The sequence below is a fragment of the Beijerinckia indica subsp. indica ATCC 9039 genome (assembly GCF_000019845.1).
GTDB lineage: Bacteria > Pseudomonadota > Alphaproteobacteria > Rhizobiales > Beijerinckiaceae > Beijerinckia > Beijerinckia indica.
The window spans coordinates 4,088,050-4,107,547 of the sequence record NC_010581.1 but is presented as its reverse complement, the minus strand read 5'-3'; the positions used below and the strand labels follow the sequence as shown (position 1 = coordinate 4,107,547).

12 protein-coding genes and 2 pseudogenes are annotated in these 19,498 nt (G+C 56.6%); 4 read left to right on the top strand and 10 right to left on the bottom strand.

The genetic code is table 11. The annotated features are described in order from the left end of the window. Positions 1-19: 19 nt before the first annotated feature. Both BIND_RS18410 and BIND_RS18405 read right to left on the bottom strand, forming a co-directional pair. Positions 20-2,053, bottom strand: coding sequence for a methyl-accepting chemotaxis protein (locus BIND_RS18410; protein WP_012386521.1), 2,034 nt, complete (start codon positions 2,051-2,053; stop codon positions 20-22). A 306-nt stretch (positions 2,054-2,359) separates the two neighbouring features. Continuing rightward, the gene (locus BIND_RS18405; RefSeq protein WP_012386520.1) at positions 2,360-3,403 is read right to left on the bottom strand and encodes an AI-2E family transporter; all 1,044 of its coding nucleotides are present in this window, start codon (positions 3,401-3,403) and stop codon (positions 2,360-2,362) included. Positions 3,404-3,524: 121 nt separating this feature from the next. On the opposite strand from BIND_RS18405, the gene BIND_RS18400 reads away from it, so the two are divergent. Next, positions 3,525-4,043, top strand: a complete 519-nt coding sequence (locus BIND_RS18400) for a DUF1269 domain-containing protein (RefSeq protein ID WP_012386519.1) — start codon at positions 3,525-3,527, stop codon at positions 4,041-4,043. A gap of 190 nt (positions 4,044-4,233) precedes the next feature. Here BIND_RS18400 and BIND_RS18395 read toward each other — a convergent pair whose 3' ends face one another. Together BIND_RS18395 and tlpA are read right to left on the bottom strand one after the other, a co-directional pair. Next, positions 4,234-6,369 carry a phosphocholine-specific phospholipase C gene (locus BIND_RS18395; protein ID WP_012386518.1) on the bottom strand — a complete coding sequence of 712 codons (2,136 nt, stop codon included), beginning with the start codon at positions 6,367-6,369 and terminating at the stop codon, positions 4,234-4,236. A 657-nt stretch (positions 6,370-7,026) separates the two neighbouring features. Then, positions 7,027-7,707: a thiol:disulfide interchange protein TlpA gene (gene tlpA / locus BIND_RS18390; RefSeq protein WP_012386517.1), complete on the bottom strand. Its 681-nt coding sequence runs from the start codon at positions 7,705-7,707 to the stop codon at positions 7,027-7,029. A 69-nt stretch (positions 7,708-7,776) separates the two neighbouring features. Between tlpA and argH the strand changes: the two are divergent. The 3 genes and pseudogenes from argH to BIND_RS22395 all read left to right on the top strand — a co-directional run. After that, positions 7,777-9,179: pseudogene (gene argH, locus BIND_RS18385) on the top strand (argininosuccinate lyase). After that, positions 9,179-9,712 carry a regulatory protein RecX gene (locus BIND_RS18380; RefSeq protein ID WP_012386516.1) on the top strand — a complete coding sequence of 178 codons (534 nt, stop codon included), beginning with the start codon at positions 9,179-9,181 and terminating at the stop codon, positions 9,710-9,712. The pseudogene argH and the gene BIND_RS18380 overlap by 1 nt, the downstream one beginning before the upstream one ends. Before the next feature lie 66 nt (positions 9,713-9,778). Continuing rightward, positions 9,779-10,015, top strand: a pseudogene (locus BIND_RS22395) (Hsp33 family molecular chaperone); the annotation flags it as partial. Between the two features lie 308 nt (positions 10,016-10,323). On the opposite strand, the gene BIND_RS20320 reads toward BIND_RS22395, so the two are convergent. The 6 genes from BIND_RS20320 to BIND_RS18345 all read right to left on the bottom strand — a co-directional run bounded on the left by BIND_RS20320 (position 10,324) and on the right by BIND_RS18345 (position 19,107). Then, positions 10,324-12,171: a trypsin-like peptidase domain-containing protein gene (locus BIND_RS20320; protein ID WP_081433802.1), complete on the bottom strand. Its 1,848-nt coding sequence runs from the start codon at positions 12,169-12,171 to the stop codon at positions 10,324-10,326. A gap of 67 nt (positions 12,172-12,238) precedes the next feature. Further along, positions 12,239-12,646 carry a PIN domain-containing protein gene (locus tag BIND_RS18365; protein WP_012386514.1) on the bottom strand — a complete coding sequence of 136 codons (408 nt, stop codon included), beginning with the start codon at positions 12,644-12,646 and terminating at the stop codon, positions 12,239-12,241. After that, the gene (locus tag BIND_RS18360; protein ID WP_012386513.1) at positions 12,636-12,866 is read right to left on the bottom strand and encodes an AbrB/MazE/SpoVT family DNA-binding domain-containing protein; all 231 of its coding nucleotides are present in this window, start codon (positions 12,864-12,866) and stop codon (positions 12,636-12,638) included. The genes BIND_RS18365 and BIND_RS18360 overlap by 11 nt, the downstream gene beginning before the upstream one ends. Before the next feature lie 153 nt (positions 12,867-13,019). After that, complete coding sequence (lpdA, locus tag BIND_RS18355; protein ID WP_041779041.1) at positions 13,020-14,417, bottom strand: dihydrolipoyl dehydrogenase; 1,398 nt, start codon at positions 14,415-14,417, stop codon at positions 13,020-13,022. Positions 14,418-14,640: 223 nt separating this feature from the next. After that, positions 14,641-15,858, bottom strand: a complete 1,218-nt coding sequence (gene odhB / locus BIND_RS18350; RefSeq protein WP_012386511.1) for a 2-oxoglutarate dehydrogenase complex dihydrolipoyllysine-residue succinyltransferase — start codon at positions 15,856-15,858, stop codon at positions 14,641-14,643. Positions 15,859-16,086: 228 nt separating this feature from the next. After that, a complete protein-coding gene (locus tag BIND_RS18345; RefSeq protein WP_012386510.1) occupies positions 16,087-19,107 on the bottom strand; it encodes a 2-oxoglutarate dehydrogenase E1 component in 3,021 nt (1,006 codons plus the stop codon). Between the last annotated feature and the right edge of the window lie 391 nt (positions 19,108-19,498).

Below are 19,498 nucleotides of genomic sequence, written 5' to 3'. Positions count from 1 at the left end.
TGCGAATCGGTGGGCATCATCAGAATTCTTCCCAGCCTTCATCGCTCGGCAGGCTTTCGCCGAGCTTGAGCGCTGTTGCCTCGAAAGTCGGGCGTAGAAGGCCTCGTCCCGCCGGCTTCGGCGCGGACGGTCCCGAGGAGGCCCCTGGGGAGGGTGGCGGGCTTGTCAGTGCCGCTCTAGCCTTTGACCGTCCGGTCTCGAGACGCGAACCGTCGGCAAGATCGCGACGGGCTGGATTTCGCTTTGCATCACCCTCCACCGAGCTTGCGGAATCACCGATGCGGAAGCGCGTGATGAGTCGGGAAAGCTCCTCGCCATCATCAGTCAGAGCATGAGCGGCGGCAGTGGTCTCCTCCACCATGGCGGCGTTCTGTTGCGTCACTTGATCCATCTGGTTGATGGCGGTGTTGACCTGATGCAGGCCGGTCGCCTGCTCCTGGGCGCTGGCGGCGATCTCCGAGACGATCCGGTTGATCTCGCTGACCTGGGCCACGATGCGGTCGAGCGCCTTGCCGGTCTCCCCGACCAGATCGACGCCCTGATTGACCTGTGTGCTCGAAGCCTGGATCAGGGTCTTGATTTCCTTGGCAGCCTCGGCCGAACGCTGGGCCAAGGCGCGGACTTCCGAGGCGACGACGGCGAAACCGCGCCCCGCTTCACCGGCTCTAGCCGCCTCGACACCGGCATTGAGGGCAAGGAGATTGGTCTGAAAGGCGATTTCATCGATGACGCCGATGATCTGGCCGATCTGGGCGGAGGATTGTTCTATGCCGCCCATGGCCTTGATCGCTTCGGCGACAACGGCGCCGCTCTTGTCGGCATCGGCCTTGGCTGTGGAGACGACATCGCGGGCATGGGTCGCGCCCTCGGCGGTTTTCTTCACGGTGGCGGTGATTTCATCGAGAGCGGCGGCCGTCTCTTCCAGGCTGGCCGCCTGCTGCTCGGTGCGCCGTGACAGATCATCGGTGGCGCTTGAAATCTCACTCGTGCCGGAGCGGATCGCGTCCCCTTTGGCCCTGACGGTCGTGAGCGTCGCATTGAGCGTGGCAACAGCCTGGTTGAAATCCGTGCGCAGGATCTCCGCGTTCCCGCCAAAAGGCTCCTCCAGCCGTGAGAGAAGATTCCCCTCGGCCAATTGTTTCAAACCATGGCCAAGGGCTTCAATGACGATCTGCTGCGCCCGATGCGCTTCTTCCTCGATCGCGGCGCGTTTCTGGCGGTCCTGTTCGACGCGATCACGCGCCGCCTTGGCCTCGGCATTTAAGCGATCGTTCTCGATCATGCCGCGCTTGAAAACCTCCACAGCCTCCGCCATGCGGCCAAGTTCGTCGCATCGGTCGAGGCAGGGGATCTCTCCAGCGAGCTGCCCATCGGCCAACCGCCGCATGACTTGCGTCAGACTCTCGATCGGTTTGGCAATCACCCGCGCCAGCCAATGACCGATGAGCACGGAGAGCGTCAGGCAGCCGACAGCACCGATGATCAAGGTCGTGCGAGCCGTGGTCAGGGCATAATCCTGCGCCGCCTGCGCCTTGTCCGATTCCTTGTCGATCACCTGCCGCGCTTGGGTGAGAGTGGTTCGGACATTCGCCATAAGATCGACACTATGCGGCAGATTCACCAGCGCGATGGCCTTTTCATAGGTCGCTGGATCATGGCCAAGCGCGATTTCGGGATCACCGACCTCCTCTCGCCAGGCACGGCCCGCAGTCTCCAATTGATCAATGACTTGCTGAATGGCGGGGAAATCAGCGCTATTGGATTTGGCTTTGGCCATTATATCGGCGAAGGTCCGTGTTGCTTCCTGATAGAAGGGAAGCCGGTCCTCGCGATGGTTCAGAAGATAGCCACGTGCCGTCTGCGACTGATAATAGACAGCGCTGCCGCCACGATCGATATCGGCGACCAGGCCAGAAAGCCGGTTATTGAGCCGCGAGGCCTGGTCGAGTCCGTAAAGGGCATTGAAGAGAATGCCGCTGATCAACAAGACGGCGGCGAGAATGCCGGCAAAGCCCAGCAGAAATTTCTGGGCAAGAGGAAGTTTCTTGAACACCGGAAGACCTCGGAATGAAATGATTCCTTTTCGTGACGATGGAAGGCGCCACGGAGATCTTTGTATCGCAAATAAAGATTGACGAAGTACTCTATTATATTCAAGTATTTAATTGAATTATATTAAATTTCTATCTAATAAAAGCCTTCGTTACTTCTGTACAATCGCCGTTTGAGCCGAAGGAGAAGACGAATACAATCGGGCACAGAATAACGCTCTTGCCGATAGGCGACTCTGAAAAAGCGAAAATTCAAGAACGGAAGCAAAGTCACGATCCGCGACCCTCGGTATAAGAGCTCAAACCGCTCAATTCCCCTCAACAACCTCCCGCCCCGACAAAAGCACGGCGATCCAGCGACTCGAAGGATAAGAATCACAAATGGTAAGACAGGCGATCATGATCGGAACGCCGATGACGGTTCCGGGCAAGCCCCAGAGAAAGCTCCAGAAAAACACCGCGAAGACGACAAAAAACGGGGAAATGGCGAGCGCCTTGCCCGTAAACAAAGGCTCGAGATAGCTGCCGATCAGAAACTGAATGGCGGTGATCGTCATCAAAACCAGCAGGGCCGTCTCCAAGGATCCCGTCTGTGCCAAGGCAAAGAGAGTTGGCAGGATGGTGGCGACCAAAGGCCCGATAAAGGGAATATAGTTCAAGGCAAAGGACATGACGCCCCAGGCGGCGGAGAGTTCGAGCCCGACGGCAAAGGCAAAGCCCCAAATCAAGAGGCCCGTCAACAGACTCGCCAAGCTCCGCATCAGCATATAGCGGCGCCATTTGGCACCAATCGCGCCACAAGCGGCGACCAGCCGGCTGCCCCATTGACTCCCTTCATTGCGCACATCAAGGGACTGGAGATTTTTTCTGAACGCATCGGCCTCGAGCAGGCCCATGGCCAGGAAGATGAAGACAAGAAGAGTGAAACCGGCGAGACTATTCGCCCTGACTACGATCCCCTGAAAGACGCGGATCAACCAGACGACATTGAATCGTTCGGCAATCGTGCCGATAACAAAAATATCGTGGTCCTCAAGCCATCTCGCTCCAAAACTGTAGAGATCCTGTAAACGGCCCTGATTCTGGACAAGCCAATGAGTGATCTGTCCTCCTCCCCAGGTAATGAGGGAGGTGAAGGTGATCACGACCGTGAATGTCATGAAAATCGTGACGATGAGCGCGAGGCCACGCGGCAGGATTTTCCGAAGAGCCTGATCGAGCGGCCAGACAATAGCCATGATCAAAAGCGCGAAAGCCATAGGCCCGAACACAGCCGCGGCAAAAAAGAGGGCGGAAACCATCAGGAACAGGCTGAGGAGGGCGCAAGCGGCGCGGATGATGCTGTTGTCCATCACAACTCTCTGATTTGGACCCGTCATCCTGACACCCGTGTCAATGGACGGCTTGAAAAAGCATGATTGCCGCCGCAAGCTAGCGTGCCGATTCGGCATCCATGCAAGAGGAAAGTTTCCAATGTCCGATCTCGTCGTCATTGTCTATCCGACTGAGGAAAAGGCGGAGGAGGTGCGCAAGCGTCTGTTCGCTCTGCAGCAGGAATATCTGATCAAGCTCGGCGACGCGGTGATCGCCACCAAATCTCCCGAGGGAGAAGTCAAGCTGCACCAGACTGTCAATACGACGGCGGCCGGCGCGGTCTCGGGCAGTCTCTGGGGTTTGCTGATCGGTGTGCTGTTTCTCAATCCGCTGCTCGGCGCAGCGCTTGGAGCGGCAGGCGGCGCCGTGGGGGGCGCCTTGACCGATATCGGCATCAATGACGAGTTCATGAAGAAACTCGCCGAAAGCATACAGCCCGGCAGCGCGGCTCTCTTCGTCCTCATCGAGGAGATGACCACGGATAAAGTGCTCGCGCAGATCAAGGATTACGGCGGCACCGTACTGCAGACCTCTTTCGATGAAACGAAGGAACAGGCTCTGCGCAATGCGCTTGCGAGCGCGGCGACGACGCCGATTCCGCCAGCACCACAGGGTTGATTGGCTTCGTCGGATATCGAGAAAACATAGGCTGATTGGTTCCAGCCAAAAGGTGAGTGCGCCTTTGGCTCAGCAAGACGAGCACTCGCCTTGTTTCAAAGTCGGGCCTTGCCCTTTTCATGGAAAGCTCCTTGTTTTTTCAAGGAGCTTTCTGCTTTTTCAAATCCAATTCAGAACTTGGGGACGCTGATCAGCCGAGCGTCGTCGCCATGGCCGGATCACTGATGCTGTCCTTTCCAGTCTCCAGACGGCCGGCGAAACGCCTTTCGAAATTATTATCGCCCACGACCGTAAAATCATACCAATTGCTTGTCCGGGCCAGCGATCGAAACTCTTCAGCCATCCCATAGACCGGCACTTGGAGCGGACTCTGCTCTTGCGGATTTAAATGATCGACGAGCGTGATCTTGGCCCCATAAAAACCGTCCCTGGCCACCTTGATACGCACGCCGCCGTTCTTGGCATCATAGTGCAAGAACACTTTCGGCTCGGGTTTTTCACCAAGCTTGGGCGCCGTGCCCTTGAACGTCCGCACGAAACCATTGGGACCATAGACCCAGAGATCGTAATGTCCGGCATCGCTCGCCAGTGTATCCCAGAAATCGTCGGTGAGCGTTTTCCCCGCTTCCACAGTATAGCGACGCGGAATGCGATCGAGGTGGAGCTTGTCATAGACGTGAAAGACCGCGCCTTGCTGACCGGTGTTATGAAAGGAGAGGTGAAGCTTGCGGTTCCCGACGATATCGCCCCGCACATCCAATTCATAAGGAAGCGCCCGCGAATAGCGCCAGCCGCCCTCCTGATAGAGAGGCTGTGGCGTGGCCGGGGCGTTCGCAATCGGCAAGGTTATTGATTTGGCCTCGATCTGCGCATAATTGCTCATGTCGGGCAGAGCCGGAAAAGCCGCATCGTTTGGATGAACGAAATCAAACGCGGACGTCATATCACCGGAGACAGAGCGATGCCACGGACTGATCGCCGGGATCTCGATGTTGAATCGCTTTTCAAGGAATTGGCCGATCGAAGTATGACAAAAGACTTGTGAATTCACCCAGCCGCCTCGGCTCCAGGGCGATACCACATACATCGGCACGCGAGGACCATGGCCCCATGGTCTCACATTGCCGCTGATCGTATCCCGCGCATCGAGATATTGGGCCTTGTCATCGATGAAATACATACCGGCCACATCCAATGTGGCCTTGCCAGCCAACGTTCCGTCGAGATTATACGAGGGAACAGCCGGCGCCGGTATGTGATCGAACAGGCCGTCATTTTCGTCGAAGGTCAGGAAAAAGACGGTTTCACTCCAGACCGCTGGATTGGAGGTCAACGCCTCCAGAACTTGTTGCGTGAAATCGCCGCCATGGGCCGGGCTCGACGGCGCCCCGGGATGTTCGGACTGCCATTGCGAAGGCAGGACCCAGGACACTGCTGGCAGCGTGCCGTTTTTCACATCGTTGGCCAGATCGGCGAGGGACCAAAGCGACATGCCGTTCTTGTAGATCGAAGACCCGGGAGCGGCCGTCCGGAAGCTTTCGAAGGCAAGGCAGCCATTCATCGCGCCGGTCCAATTGTTGTTGGGATCCTGGTAGATCCGCCAACTGATGCCAGCCTGTTCGAGCACTTCGGGAATCGTCGGCCATTTGAAGGCCGAACCGGCATAGGTATAACCGGGTGTGGGCCAGTGGCCCTTGATCCAGCAGCGCAGATTATTCGGCTCGGAATCGGCGTCAGTACTGTTCACGCCTTTCGCGCGTAAATCCGGGTTGAAGTTCGATCCGGACCAGAAAGCGATGCGATTGGGGTCGGTGCCAGTGGCGACCGAACAATGGTAACCATCGCAGATGGTGAAGGCTTCCGCGAGGGCATATTGGAACGGGATCTCGTTACGAGTGTAATATCCCATCGAATATTGATTCTTGAACACCGGCCAGAAGCCGTATTTGCCCTGGTTCCAGGCCGCTTGTGTATTGGAAAAACTATGCGGCGTGCTCGGGATCAAGGCCGCATTCATCGTGTTCTGATCAAGATGATAAGGCGTGATCTCACGCGTGCCGTCCGACTCGTACCAGACAGGCTTGCCACTTGCGAGCGGGATCGGGAATCGATCGCCGAAGCCGCGAACACCGCGCATCGTCCCGAAATAATGATCGAAAGAGCGGTTCTCTTGCATCAGGATGACAATATGTTTGACATCCTTGATCGTGCCCGTTTTCACCGATGCGGGAATGGCAAGCGCCTTCCGAATGCTCAGCGGCAAAGGTGACAAAGCCGCTGTGCCGGCGGCAAGTCGCACGAAGTCACGACGAGTGGGTTGATCCACGGATAGAGTCCTTGTCTGTCGATGAACAGGCTGTTTGTCAGCCGAGGCAGTCCGTGAACAAGGAGCGTGAAACGCCACCCTTGTTCACTGCTGAGCTTGCGTTAGCCCATTTCTGTGACAGGACTGTATAGTTCCGAAAATTCGCGCCCGATTTCCATCAAGGGAGAACAATGTGTTCATCAGGCCATGCATGACAAACACATGAGACCGCGTACACGTTTAGGTTGTTGATCGCGATAAACTGTACAGACTATTTCGAACACCAAAGACTGCAATCCAACCATTGGATATTCTAATGCTTACGGGATTCACGATAGATCGCTTCCGATATAGGTGATCGAAGGTGTTTATGGGATTGCAGATCGGTGGCGATTGAATACTGTGTTTCAGCCTGCGAGGCAGGAAGAGTGGAATGATAGCCTCGGGAATATCCTCTCATACCAAGTGTCGCGAAGTGCGACTGTTGGTGCCTTTCTGGAATTTTCGCCTTTTCAGGGCTAAGCCGAAAATTCCAGAATGTCCCAAGGCGAGTCCCTCATTCCGGAATCGTTTTCGCCGGAAGGGATAAAAGAAAACGATTTCGGAGCACGAGGTTCATTCTTTAATGAGACTTGGTATCAATGGAAGACCCCCTCATTCTGAGGCATGTGGTGGTGGCTAAAACTCCTGCACGGCCTTGATCAGCGCTTGCGCCTCCGCCGAATCCCATTGCGCAGGCCCCGCCATTGTCGCAATCTCGCAGCCGTCCTTACCGACCAGCATCGTCGTCGGCAGGCCCAAAACCTTGCCGGCCTGACGCAATGTCTGAAAAATCTCGGCCTTGGAATCGGCATAGCGGGTCAGGCTCTTCACGCCGATCTCATCGAGAAAGGCATTGGGTTTATCGAGCCTCGCCGTATCAATATTGACCGCCACGACTTCGAAATTGGGAGAGCCAAGCTGGGCCTGAAGGCGATCGAGAGCCGGCATTTCCTGACGGCAGGGGACGCACCAGGTGGCCCAAAGGTTCAAAAGCAGGGTTTTGCCGGCAAAATCCTCCAGGCTCGCGTCGCTGCCATCCGGCCTGTGGAAGCTGATCTTCGACACAGGCTTTGGAGCCTCCGACAGGATCAGCGCCGCCACTTCTCCATGGATAAGCGGCTTGATCCGCTCCGCCGCCTTGCGGCTGGCGAGACAAGCCTGCTCATCCGCGATGTTTTCCACGGCTTTCTTGCCGCCGGGGGATCTGATCTCGTATAGGGAGATCGCCCCGAGCGCCAGGAGGCACAGCAGCATCAAGGGCAAGGCATAACGGCGCCGGCGGGTTTTCAATGCCGCTGGTTCAAGATTTTCTGTCATTGTGAGAGTCGATCCTGTCCACAAGCCTCTCCCGCCCTTCTTCAGTAGCGATACCAAGAGCTTGATCCAATGAGCAATCAGATGTGGGGCGGCCGTTTCGCGAGCGGCCCCGACGCCATCATGGAAGAAATCAACGCCTCGATCGATTTCGATCGCAAGTTGGCCCTGCAGGATATAGCAGGCTCCAAGGCGCATGTCGCCATGCTGGCTGCGACCGGGATCGTCAGTGCAGCCGATGCCCAAACGATCGACAAGGGCTCGATGCGATCCGCGCCGAGATCGAGGGCGGCACTTTCGTCTTCTCCCGCGCGCTCGAAGATATTCACATGAATATCGAGGCGCGGCTCGCGACGCTCATCGGACCGACGGCAGGGCGGCTGCATACCGCCCGCTCGCGCAATGATCAGGTCGCGGTCGATTTCCGCCTTTGGGTGCGTGATACGATCGATGCACTCGATGCACAGATGCATGACCTGCAACAGGCTTTGGCCGAGAAAGCTTTGGCGCATGCAGGCAGCGTCATGCCGGGCTTCACCCATCTGCAATCGGCACAGCCGGTGACGTTCGGCCATCATCTCCTGGCCTATGTGGAAATGCTCGGGCGCGATCGCTCTCGCCTTCGCGATGCACGCGCCCGCCTCAATGAATGCCCCCTTGGCGCGGCGGCGCTCGCCGGCACGTCCTTCCCGATCGACCGGCACCAGACCGCCAAGACACTCGGTTTCGACCGGCCAACCGCCAATTCGCTCGATAGTGTGTCCGACCGTGATTTCGTGCTGGAAACGCTCGGCGCCGCCTCGATCTGCGCCATGCATCTCTCGCGTCTCGCCGAGGAAATCGTGCTCTGGGCGACGCCGCAATTCGGTTTCGCGGCACTGTCGGATAAATTCTCGACCGGCTCCTCGATCATGCCGCAAAAGCGCAATCCCGATGCAGCCGAACTGGTGCGCGGCAAGGCGGGCCGCGTCATCGGCGCTCTAACGGCCCTCCTCATCGTCATGAAAGGCCTGCCGCTCACCTATTCCAAGGATATGCAGGAAGACAAGGAAGGCACTTTCGACGCCTTGCAAAGCCTGTCTCTGTGTCTGGCCGCCATGACCGGCATGGTGCGCGATCTCAATCCCGATCTCGCTCGCATGCGAGCCGCCGCCGGGGCGGGTTTCGCCACGGCGACCGATCTCGCCGATTGGCTGGTGCGTGCCCTGGGCCTGCCGTTTCGCGAGGCGCATCATGTGACCGGACGCATTGTCGCGCTCGCCGCCGCCAAAAGCGTCGGCCTGGAAGATCTGAGCCTCGCCGAAATGCAAAGCGTCGAATCGCGCATCAATGCGGATATTTTTGACGTGCTCGGCGTCGAGAAATCGGTGCAGAGCCGTAAAAGCTACGGCGGCACGGCACCGGATAATGTCGCGCACCAGGCTCAGGCCTGGCTCGACCTTTTAGCCAAATCCCCGGCCAAACCCGAAGCCTGATGCCCGGGAAACGGCCGGATCTGGAACCCGACGCGCTACGAGCCTTGGCCTTGCGCTATCTCGGCCGTTACGCGGTGAGCGCGCAAGGGCTCGCCGCCTATCTCAAGCGCAAAATCCGCCAGATCGAGACACAGGCGGCGCGGGAGGACCCGAGCTACGAAAAGCTCGATCCGGCTCTCCTGTCAGCAAGGCTCGCGCAAGTCATCGAGCGTATGAAGGAGGTGCAACTCCTCGACGATAAAACCTTTGCCCAGGCGCGCGTCACGGCCCTGCAGAGCAAGGGATTTTCACGCCGGCGGATCGAGGCCGATCTCGCCAGCAAGGGCTTGCGTGACGAGGCCACCACCGAAACGCTCGACGCGCTCGATCCCCTGGAACAGGCGCGGCTTTTCGCGAGGCGCAAAAGGCTGTTTCCTCGCCCAGGCGAGATGCCGGAAAAGGCCGCGAAACGCCGCGATAAAGCGCTCGCGGCCTTGTTGCGGCAGGGGTTTCCCTACCAGATCGCCCGGCAGGTCCTTCTGGAAGGGGAGTAGAGCCCGACCAGGCAATGCACCTGAAGGCGTGAGGCAGAACTGGTGCTGCTTGAAGACGATGCCTGAAGCGAGGCGAAAATTCTCGTCGGCACGATCGGGGATCATGAACTCGTCGATCCGACCCTCTCCAACGAACGCCTACTCTACCACCTATTTCATGAGCGCGGTGTGAAGGTGTTCACGCCTCACGAACGCCAGGACAGGGTCAGCGACAATGGCAAGATCGGCGTGACGTGCGAGTTTTGTTCGACGTTTCGGGGCTTCGAGCCGGAAAAGCTTGAGACGCCCTCGCCTGAGGATTGATCAGATCCTACTCAAACTCTACCTAGCTTGCATCACGCTTATTTCACCGCATGATTTGGTCGTAGTGATCATTGGTTCAATTGTATTTTGGAACGGCTCGTCGCCACCGATTCGGCTATATCGACATTTCTTAGGGTCCGTTTCGAAAGTGCTCGTAACCCAAGGCAAGGCGTAAAAATAGAGGAGCCAAATCGGAAAGTCTCCTCTGGAAACCGATATCTGCATATATCGGTTTGCCGCCCTCAGGGTATGGTTGAACGGATTTCGAAACAGCCTCTTAGGAAAGAAAATCACGACTTCCATTACAATTATGGACCACATTCGATCAGCACAGCAATGGATTTTGCTCGCTCCGCGAGATCGGCCGATTGCAAAAACTGTCCTGCACTCCCAGTTGAGTAGTCCACTCCATTGGCATCAAGTAAATTCGTCAACACGCTTGTCTTGATTGCGAAATTTACATTCTGAGGGACGTCTTTAGTAATCGCAGCGACGTTTATGGCATCCAGCTTTGCTACCACCACGCCCACAATGTTTCCACTTTGATCGAGCACGGGACCACCACTATTACCCGGCTGAACTGGGGCAGATATCTGCAGATAGCGCGTATCATCTCCAAGACCTGCAAGAGCAGAAACAATACCAACAGAAAAATTCCCACTCGTTGCAAGTAGCCCGATTAAAGGAAAACCAAATACAGCAACGTTCTCGCCGATCCGCACACCAACTCTGAGTGGAACCAACGTATTAGGTCGCAAGTCACTTTTCAACAACGCGAGATCATTTGCCGAATCTTGGGTCAAGATTCGAGCAGATATCTTTGGCGACAACCCCGACGTTATCTGCACATCCTTGCAACCGTTAACGACATGAGCGTTGGTAACTATATAGCCTCTCGGCGATACAAAGAATCCAGTACCTGACGAGCCATTTTTGTCAGCGTCCGAATTCTTCGCTTCCGGCAACCTCGCAGGTGGAGACGTTACGGCATTTGGCAGTTTCTGTAGGTTTTGTATTTCGTGCTGCGCACGGTTGACCTCTTGGTCGCCCGGCTCCAATCGCGCAAATAGGCTTAAATCAGCTGTAGCCGCCGCATAATCACCAAGCATCTTATAAGCAAGACCTCGTTCGCGTAACGCGATCGCGTTATTTGCATCCATATCGATGGCATGAGTAAAATCCGCCACGGCTTCATGAGTTTTTTTAGCCGCCACAAACATCTTGCCACGATCAACGAAAAGACCACCATCTTTAGGAGCAAGAGATATTGCTGTTGTGAAATCTGCCTCTGCAAGATCATATTGCTCCAAATCAGTGAGCAACAAACCTCGACTACGGTAAACGAATGAATATGTGGGAGCTAGACGAACTGCTTCCGTTGCATCCTTCATAGCTTCTTTCAATAGTCTCAGTGCTTTGTAAGCGTATTGACGATTGTCATAATAACCAGCGATCTTTGGATTTAGTCTAATGACAGCGGTAAAATCATCCGCTGCCTCCGCAAACCGTTTTAGATCCATGTAAGCGAGCCCTCGCCGGTTGAAAGCCCGTTCCAGAATTTTTGGATCAGTTGTGTGCGAAATCACGAAAGAGCAATAGTCTATCTTTTCGGAAGAAACCTTCGATTTCCCACACTCGGCTATAGAAACCTTCAAATTGCCGGTACTTGCTAACGACGACACAGCGACATCAGTCGTTCGATCCAAATTTTGGATATTTTCTAAATAAAAATTGTACAATGAACCTTTTCGTCGATTATAAACATCACATCTTATGTAATGAAATTTAGTAGCTGGCTTGTTCATTTGGAAATGGCATTCTCCCTCCATTCCGTAATCTGCAATCTCAGCTTGGTTTTTTTGATTAATACGTATAGTATCTATACTTAGATAATAATTCTCTAAGTTTGGCTGCCGATCTTTTCCTCCAGAAACAGAAAATACTGTATTTTCATATGAAAATGAAACTATAGAACGTCCATTCGACAGCTGAGAGTAAATGACCTTTTGGTCACACGGGAAAAAACCTTTAATCAATTGGAATCGGCATGTTCCAGAGAATACTACAAGATTCTTAATCCCGGTTTCTTGCCCTCTAACTTGCGACCAAGGAAAAAGAGTATTTAAAGCGATTGCGAGGTATATTATAATACGCATAGTATTTTACCAATATGATGACGCACAAAGATATAAAGTATCAGGCATGCGAATCGGATCGGATGCTCTAGCCTCTTGAATGAAACGGGTCGATAATCCTGACTTGGTTTTGGATCACCATCCCATCCTGCATGTCCTCCGACCAAAGCGTGTCGCAATCGTTCTGGAGCGCTGAGGCAGCGATCATGGCGTCATAAGTCGAGAGATTGTAGCGCTCGGCGAGGGCGAGGCCTGTTTCATGCGTTTCAAGGGTCATAGGATGGACCTGCAGCAAATCGCGAATCATCGAAAGAAACGCACGGGTCTCCGCCCATGACAGACACATTTTTCGCCGGGCAACATTCGTGATTTCGTTCAGGACTTGCACACTGATCATGCCGCCTTCATTGATGACCTTCTCCGCCTGATCCGCTTTTACAGGATCGCCCGATGCGAGGTAGAGCAAGACATTCGTATCGAAGAAGCTACCGGGCATTCGCCTCATCCCGATCAAACTTGAAATCGGGAGGAAGACGCCCGCGGAAGGCCCGAAGACGCCGCAGCAATTCCTCTCGGCCGGGTTTGCGCGTCACGGCAAATTCTCGCGCATCGGCAATATGGATTTCGATCTCATCCCCCTCTTTCAACGCCAGGGCTTCGACGAGCGCGGCGGGAAGGCGAACGGCGAGGCTATTGCCCCATTTCGCGACCTGCATGATTTCTCTCCTTGGATCTACTTGGAGATCAATGTAGATCAAGAAAGATCTTAATCAAGAGAGGCCTTTAACGCCGGATGAGCATCGAAGAAGGTTCCAAAGAAAAGAGCGCCCCGAAAGGGCGCTCTTGGCTATGTCTTCAATTCTGAATTCTCAAATATGGATCGAGCGCTTATCCACCCCGAGCGCTGCTTCCTTCACGGCTTCCGACAAGGTCGGATGCGCATGGCAGGTGCGGGCGAGGTCTTCCGCTGAGCCGCCGAATTCCATCAGGACGCAAGCCTCGCCGATCAATTCGCCGGCGACGGGTCCGATGATATGGACGCCGAGCACCTGGTCGGTCTTGGCATCGGCGAGGATTTTCACAAAGCCGTTAGTCTGACGCATGGCGCGCGCGCGGCCATTGGCGGTGAAGGGGAATTTGCCGACATTATAGGTGATCCCCTTGGCCTTCAGATCCTCTTCCGTCTGACCAACCGCCGCGATTTCCGGCGACGTATAAACCACGCCCGGAATGACATTGTAATTCACATGGCCATGCTGACCGGCCAGAATTTCGGCAACCGCAATGCCTTCATCCTCGGCCTTGTGAGCGAGCATCGGACCGCGCACGACATCACCGATCGCGTAGATGCCGGGAACATTGGTCGCGAAATGATCGTCGATGACGACACGGCCGCGATCGAGCGTGACGCCCACCTGATCGAGGCCAAGGCCATCGGTGACTGGGCGCCGGCCGATGGAGACCAGAACCTTATCGACTTCCAGCACGATTTTCTCGCCGCCAGCCGCCGGTTCGATCGTCACCTTGGCGCTGCCGCCAGATTGTTCGACCCCGAGAACCTTATGGCCGAGCTTGAAGGTAAAGCCCTGCTTTTCGAAAATGCGCTGGGCTTGTTTGGCGACCTCGCCATCCATGCCGGGCAGGATACGATCCAAAAACTCAACCACGGTCACCTTGGCCCCGAGGCGCGACCAGACGGAACCCAGTTCAAGGCCGATGACGCCCGCGCCGACGACGACCAGATTTTGGGGAACCGCGGGAAGGGCGAGCGCGCCGGTCGAGGACACCACGACTTGCTCATCAATTGTGACGCCCGGCAGCGGCGTGACCTCGGAACCGGTGGCGATGACAATGTTCTTGGTCTCGATGTCCTGAGTCGAGCCGTCCTCGGCCTTGACCTGGACTTTGCCGGGCGCCGTGATCGTGCCGAGGCCGATAAAACTGTCGATCTTGTTCTTCTTGAACAGATAGGCGACGCCGTTGACATTGGCACCGACCGTATCGTCCTTGTGTTTCATCATGGCCGGAAGATCGAGGGTCGGTTTGCCAACCACGACGCCGAAACTTGCGAGTTCGTGCGCCGCTTCCTCGAATTTTTCCGAGGCGTAGAGCAAGGCCTTGGAGGGAATACAACCAATATTGAGGCAGGTGCCTCCAAAGGTCTTGCGCTTTTCGACGACGGCCACCTTGAGGCCGAGCTGCGCCGCACGGATCGCACAGACATAGCCGCCTGGGCCCGTGCCGATGACGACAAGATCGTAAGACATCCCGCTACTCATGGCTGGATCATGCTCATCCTGTGAGGAAGACTCATCCTTCACTTCGGGGCGATGATCGGTTTCAGGGAGAAAGGCGGAGAAAAAGCCCAGGAACGGCCTCATCCCCGCTAGGAAATGATTGAAAAGGGATGAGGGAGACAAAGCCTGAGGGATCGTTTCTTCTTGATCCGTCTTGGGCGGTTCCGTCTCCTTCATGATTTGCCGATCCCGATCAGAGATCGAGAACCAGGCGGGCCGGATCTTCCAGCTCTTCCTTGACGCGGACGAGGAAGGTCACGGCTTCCTTGCCGTCGACGATACGGTGATCATAGGACAGAGCCAGATACATCATCGGCCGGATCTCGATCTTGCCGCCGACGACCATCGGCCGGTCCTGGATCTTGTGCATGCCGAGAATGCCCGACTGCGGCGCATTCAGGATCGGCGTCGACATCAGGGAGCCGTAAATGCCGCCATTGGTGATCGTGAACGTGCCGCCTTGCATTTCCTCGATCTTCAACTGACCGTCGCGCGCCCTTTTGCCATAACCCGCGATCGTCTTTTCGATGCCGGCGATGCTCAATTGATCAGCGTCACGCACGACAGGCACGACGAGACCCTTATCGGTGCCAACCGCAATGCCAAGGTGGTAATAGTTCTTGTAGATGAGATCGGTACCATCGATCTCGGCATTGACGGCCGGAATATCCTTCAAGGCCGCGACGCAAGCCTTCACGAAAAAGCCCATGAAGCCGAGCTTGGTGCCGTGCTTCTTTTCAAAAATATCCTTGTATTTCGCGCGCAGGGCCATGACCTCGGTCATGTCGACCTCGTTGAAGGTCGTGAGCATGGCGGCGGTATTCTGCGCATCTTTCAAGCGGCGCGCGATGGTCTGGCGCAGCTTGGTCATGCGCACCCGTTCTTCACGCGCACCATCTTCCTGCGGCGCGGGCGCACGGGCGATAACCGGGGCCGGAGCCGCAGCAGGCGCCGCGCCCTTGGCGACATAATCGAGCACATCGCCTTTCAGCACCTGGCCGCGTTTGCCGGAGCCATCGATCGCCTGCGTATCGACATGGGCATCGGCCGCAACTTTGGCGGCGGCGGGTGACGGCGGCAGACCCGCACTCGGGGCCGGAGCAGGCGCGGCGGCAGGAGTGGGAGCAGGTGCAAGAGCAGCAGGCTTGGCCGCGGCCGGCGCGGCGCCAGCGCCGCTTTCGACGATCTGTCCGAGCAGGGCACCGACGCCAACCGTGTCGCCATCCTTGGCAACGATCTCACCGAGCACGCCAGCGGCTGGCGCATTGACTTCGAGCGTGACTTTATCGGTTTCGAGTTCGACCAGCGGCTCGTCCGCCTTGACGGCATCGCCCGCCTTCTTGAACCATTTACCGATCGTCGCCTCGGTCACAGATTCTCCCAAAGTGGGGACGCGGATTTCAGTTGTCATAGGATCACGCTTGCCGCCGTGCGGCCTCCTCTTCAAATCAAATCAATCGTCATCGAAATGGCGAAATGGGTTCTCACAGCATGACGGCTAGTATCGAGAATCACGGATTCTCGATAAGCCCCTTTTTAAACCGTATCCACTTGTCCTTATTGAACCGCGACGAGTCGCGCTTCAATAAGGGTGGATACTAGCGCCATCATGCTGCTCACGTTTTATCGAATCTGAGCCTCAGGCCCCGTAGACCTCGTCCATGAAGGCTTTGATCTGCGCCAGATGTTTCGACATGAGGCCGGTCGCCGTCGCGGCGGAAGCCGGCCGGCCGGCATAACGCGGCCGCGTCGCCTTGCCACCGCTTTGTCCGAGCACCCATTCGATATAGGGTTCGACAAAGGTCCAGCCTCCCATGTTCTTGGGCTCTTCCTGACACCACACCACATCAGCTTTCTTGAAGCGCGACAGCGTGTTGACCAAAGCCTTCAACGGGAAGGGATAGAGCTGTTCGACACGCAACAGATAGACGTCATCGACGCCCCGCTGCTCGCGTTCCTCGAAGAGGTCGTAATAGACCTTGCCCGAGCATAGGACGACGCGACGGATCTTGTCGTCCTTGACGAGCTTGATCTTCTCGGCCTTGCCCTGCTCGGCATCGTCGAGCAGCAGGCGGTGGAAGCTCGAACCCGTCTGCAATTCCTCCAGCGTCGAAACCGCACGCTTATGGCGCAGCAGCGATTTCGGTGTCATGAGGATCAGAGGTTTGCGGATGTCGCGCTTCAATTGCCGGCGCAGGATGTGGAAATAATTGGCCGGCGTCGTGCAATTGGCGACCTGCATATTATCCTCGGCGCAGAGCTGCAGATAGCGCTCGAGCCTGGCCGAGGAATGTTCCGGTCCCTGGCCCTCATAGCCATGCGGCAGCAGGCAGACGAGACCCGACATGCGCAGCCATTTGCGCTCGCCCGAGGAAATGAACTGGTCGAACAGGACCTGTGCGCCATTGGCGAAATCGCCGAACTGGGCTTCCCAGAGGACGAGCGCATTGGGCTCGGCCAGGGAATAGCCATATTCGAATCCGAGCACGGCTTCTTCCGAAAGCATCGAATTGATGACTTCGTAATTGGCCTGCTCGTCGCGGATCTGGTTCAACGGCACATAGCGCGCCTCCGTCTCCTGATCGGTCAGCACGGAATGGCGCTGCGAGAACGTGCCGCGTTCCGAATCCTGGCCCGACAGACGCACCGGATGGCCTTCATCGACAAGGGTTCCGAAGGCAAGCGCTTCGCCCATCGCCCAATCGATGCCCGTCCCCGTCTCGATCATCTTGCGGCGATTATCGATCAAGCGACCGATCGTCTTATGCAGATGGAAGCTCTCCGGTATCGTGGTCAGGCGCTCGCCGATCTCCTTCAAGCGCGTGATATCGACACCGGTGCGGCCGCGCCGATCATCCTCGCCATCGACCGCCGGCTTCAGGCCAGCCCAGCGGCCGTCGAGCCAATCGGCCTTGTTCGGCTTATAGGCTTGGCCCGCCTCGAACTCCGCCTCAAGACGCTGACGCCAATCGTTCTTCAGCTTTTCGACCTCGCCATCGGTCACGAGACCCTCGGCGATGAGCTTTCCGGCATAGAGTTCGAGCGTCGTCTTGTGAGAGCGAATCTCCTTATACATGACCGGCTGGGTGAAGCCCGGCTCGTCGCCCTCGTTATGACCGAAGCGGCGATAGCAGAACATGTCGATGACGACCGGCTTATGGAATTTCTGCCGGAATTCGATCGCGATCTTGGCGGCATAGACCACAGCCTCAGGATCATCGCCATTGACGTGGATGATCGGCGCTTCGATCATTTTCGCGACGTCGGACGGATAGGGCGACGAACGCGAGAAGCGCGGATAGGTCGTGAAACCGATCTGGTTGTTGATGATGAAATGCACCGAGCCACCGGTGCGGTGACCCTTGAGGCCGGACAGGCCGAAACATTCGGCAATGACGCCCTGACCCGCGAAAGCCGCATCGCCATGGATGAGGAGCGGCAGGATCTGGTTGCGCTCCACCACATCGTTCCATTGATCCTGCTTGGCGCGGACCTTACCGAGCACCACCGGATCGACGATTTCGAGATGCGACGGATTGGCGGTCAGCGACAGATGGACCTTGTTATTGTCGAAGTCGCGATCGGAAGAGGCGCCAAGATGATATTTGACGTCGCCCGAACCTTCGACATCGTCGGGCTTGAACGAACCGCCCTTGAATTCATGGAAGATCGCGCGATGCGGCTTGCCCATGACCTGCGACAGGACATTGAGACGGCCACGATGGGCCATGCCGAGAACGATTTCCTTGACGCCGAGCGCACCGCCCCGCTTGATGATTTGTTCCAGCGCCGGCACCATGGCCTCGCCGCCATCGAGGCCGAAACGCTTGGTGCCGGTATATTTCACATCGAGGAATTTCTCGAAGCCTTCAGCCTCGACGAGCTTCTGCAGGATCGCCCTTTTGCCTTCCTGCGTGAAGCTGATCTCCTTGCCGGGGCCTTCGATGCGTTCCTGCAGCCAGGCCTTTTCGCTGGGATCGGAAATATGCATGAATTCGAAGCCGATCGTGTCGCAATAGGTGCGGCGCAGGATCGGCAGCATTTCATTGATGGAGGCGAATTCGAGACCAAGCACATTATCAATGAAGATCTTGCGATCGTAATCGGCCTCCGTGAAACCATAGGTCGCCGGATGCAATTCCTCATGATCCTTCGGCGGCGCAAGGCCCAGGGGATCGAGATTGGCATGCAAATGGCCGCGCATACGGTAGGCGCGGATCATCATCAAGGCGCGCACTGAATCACGGGTCGCGCGTTCGAGATCGGCGCCCGAGACCGTCTGCCCTTTTGCTTCGGCTTTCGCCTCACCCTTGGCCTTGAGCTTATCGCCGATCGCCTTTTCGGTCAGCGCCCAATTACCGTCGAGCGCGGAGACCAGTTCGCCATTGGCGGTGATCGGCCAATTCGGCTTTTTCCAAGCCGGACCTTCAGCGCTGATCTGGACCGATCGGCGCTCATCGTTCATGCCCGAGAAGAATTCGCGCCATTCCGGATCGACCGAGGCCGGGTTTTGTAGATAAGATTCATAAAGATGATCGACATAGGTCGCATTGCCGCCATAGAGAAAAGCGGTTTGCGCAAAAGCCTGGTTGGGGGAGGAGCGGCCGGTGCCGCCGCTGCCGGCACCCGTGCCTGTTGCATCTTCATCCTGGCGTGCCATCATCATCTCCTGCAAGTTATTGCAATCGCCCTCGATCTCGCGCCGCGTCTCTTTCCCGAGATAGGCACACCCGAACGCTCGGGCCAGGGTGATTGCGCGTGTTTCAGCAATGATCCTTCGTCATCATTCGGTGATCCCTGCATGGGCCTCGCAACTAAGGTCACGCCCATGAAGCGACTTAACCTTTGCGTCGCACGATCGCGACTTGCGCCAACCTCGGATCAAAAAACCCAGAAATCACGTCTGGCGACAGCTACAGACATGATCTCGGCTCGTGCGGAATGCCGCAAGGCAAAAGCCTTGAACGACCCTCCGCATTAGAATGGTGATCCCGTCCGTCCGGCTTGCCTTGACCGTCACCTTTCACCGTCAAGGCAAACCCGCCAGACTG

What these genes read in the sequence shown, in the direction of transcription:
- BIND_RS18365 (WP_012386514.1), bottom strand. Translation starts at nt 12,646, where the DNA reads ATGCCCGGTAGCTTCTTCGATACGAATGTCTTGCTCTACCTCGCATCG.
- BIND_RS18360 (WP_012386513.1), bottom strand. Translation starts at nt 12,866, where the DNA reads ATGCAGGTCGCGAAATGGGGCAATAGCCTCGCCGTTCGCCTTCCCGCC.
- BIND_RS18345 (WP_012386510.1), bottom strand. Translation starts at nt 19,107, where the DNA reads ATGGCACGCCAGGATGAAGATGCAACAGGCACGGGTGCCGGCAGCGGC.
- odhB (WP_012386511.1), bottom strand. Translation starts at nt 15,858, where the DNA reads ATGACAACTGAAATCCGCGTCCCCACTTTGGGAGAATCTGTGACCGAG.
- tlpA (WP_012386517.1), bottom strand. Translation starts at nt 7,707, where the DNA reads ATGACAGAAAATCTTGAACCAGCGGCATTGAAAACCCGCCGGCGCCGT.
- BIND_RS18405 (WP_012386520.1), bottom strand. Translation starts at nt 3,403, where the DNA reads ATGGACAACAGCATCATCCGCGCCGCTTGCGCCCTCCTCAGCCTGTTC.
- BIND_RS18380 (WP_012386516.1), top strand. Translation starts at nt 9,179, where the DNA reads ATGCCCGGGAAACGGCCGGATCTGGAACCCGACGCGCTACGAGCCTTG.
- BIND_RS18400 (WP_012386519.1), top strand. Translation starts at nt 3,525, where the DNA reads ATGTCCGATCTCGTCGTCATTGTCTATCCGACTGAGGAAAAGGCGGAG.
- BIND_RS20320 (WP_081433802.1), bottom strand. Translation starts at nt 12,171, where the DNA reads ATGCGTATTATAATATACCTCGCAATCGCTTTAAATACTCTTTTTCCT.
- lpdA (WP_041779041.1), bottom strand. Translation starts at nt 14,417, where the DNA reads ATGTCTTACGATCTTGTCGTCATCGGCACGGGCCCAGGCGGCTATGTC.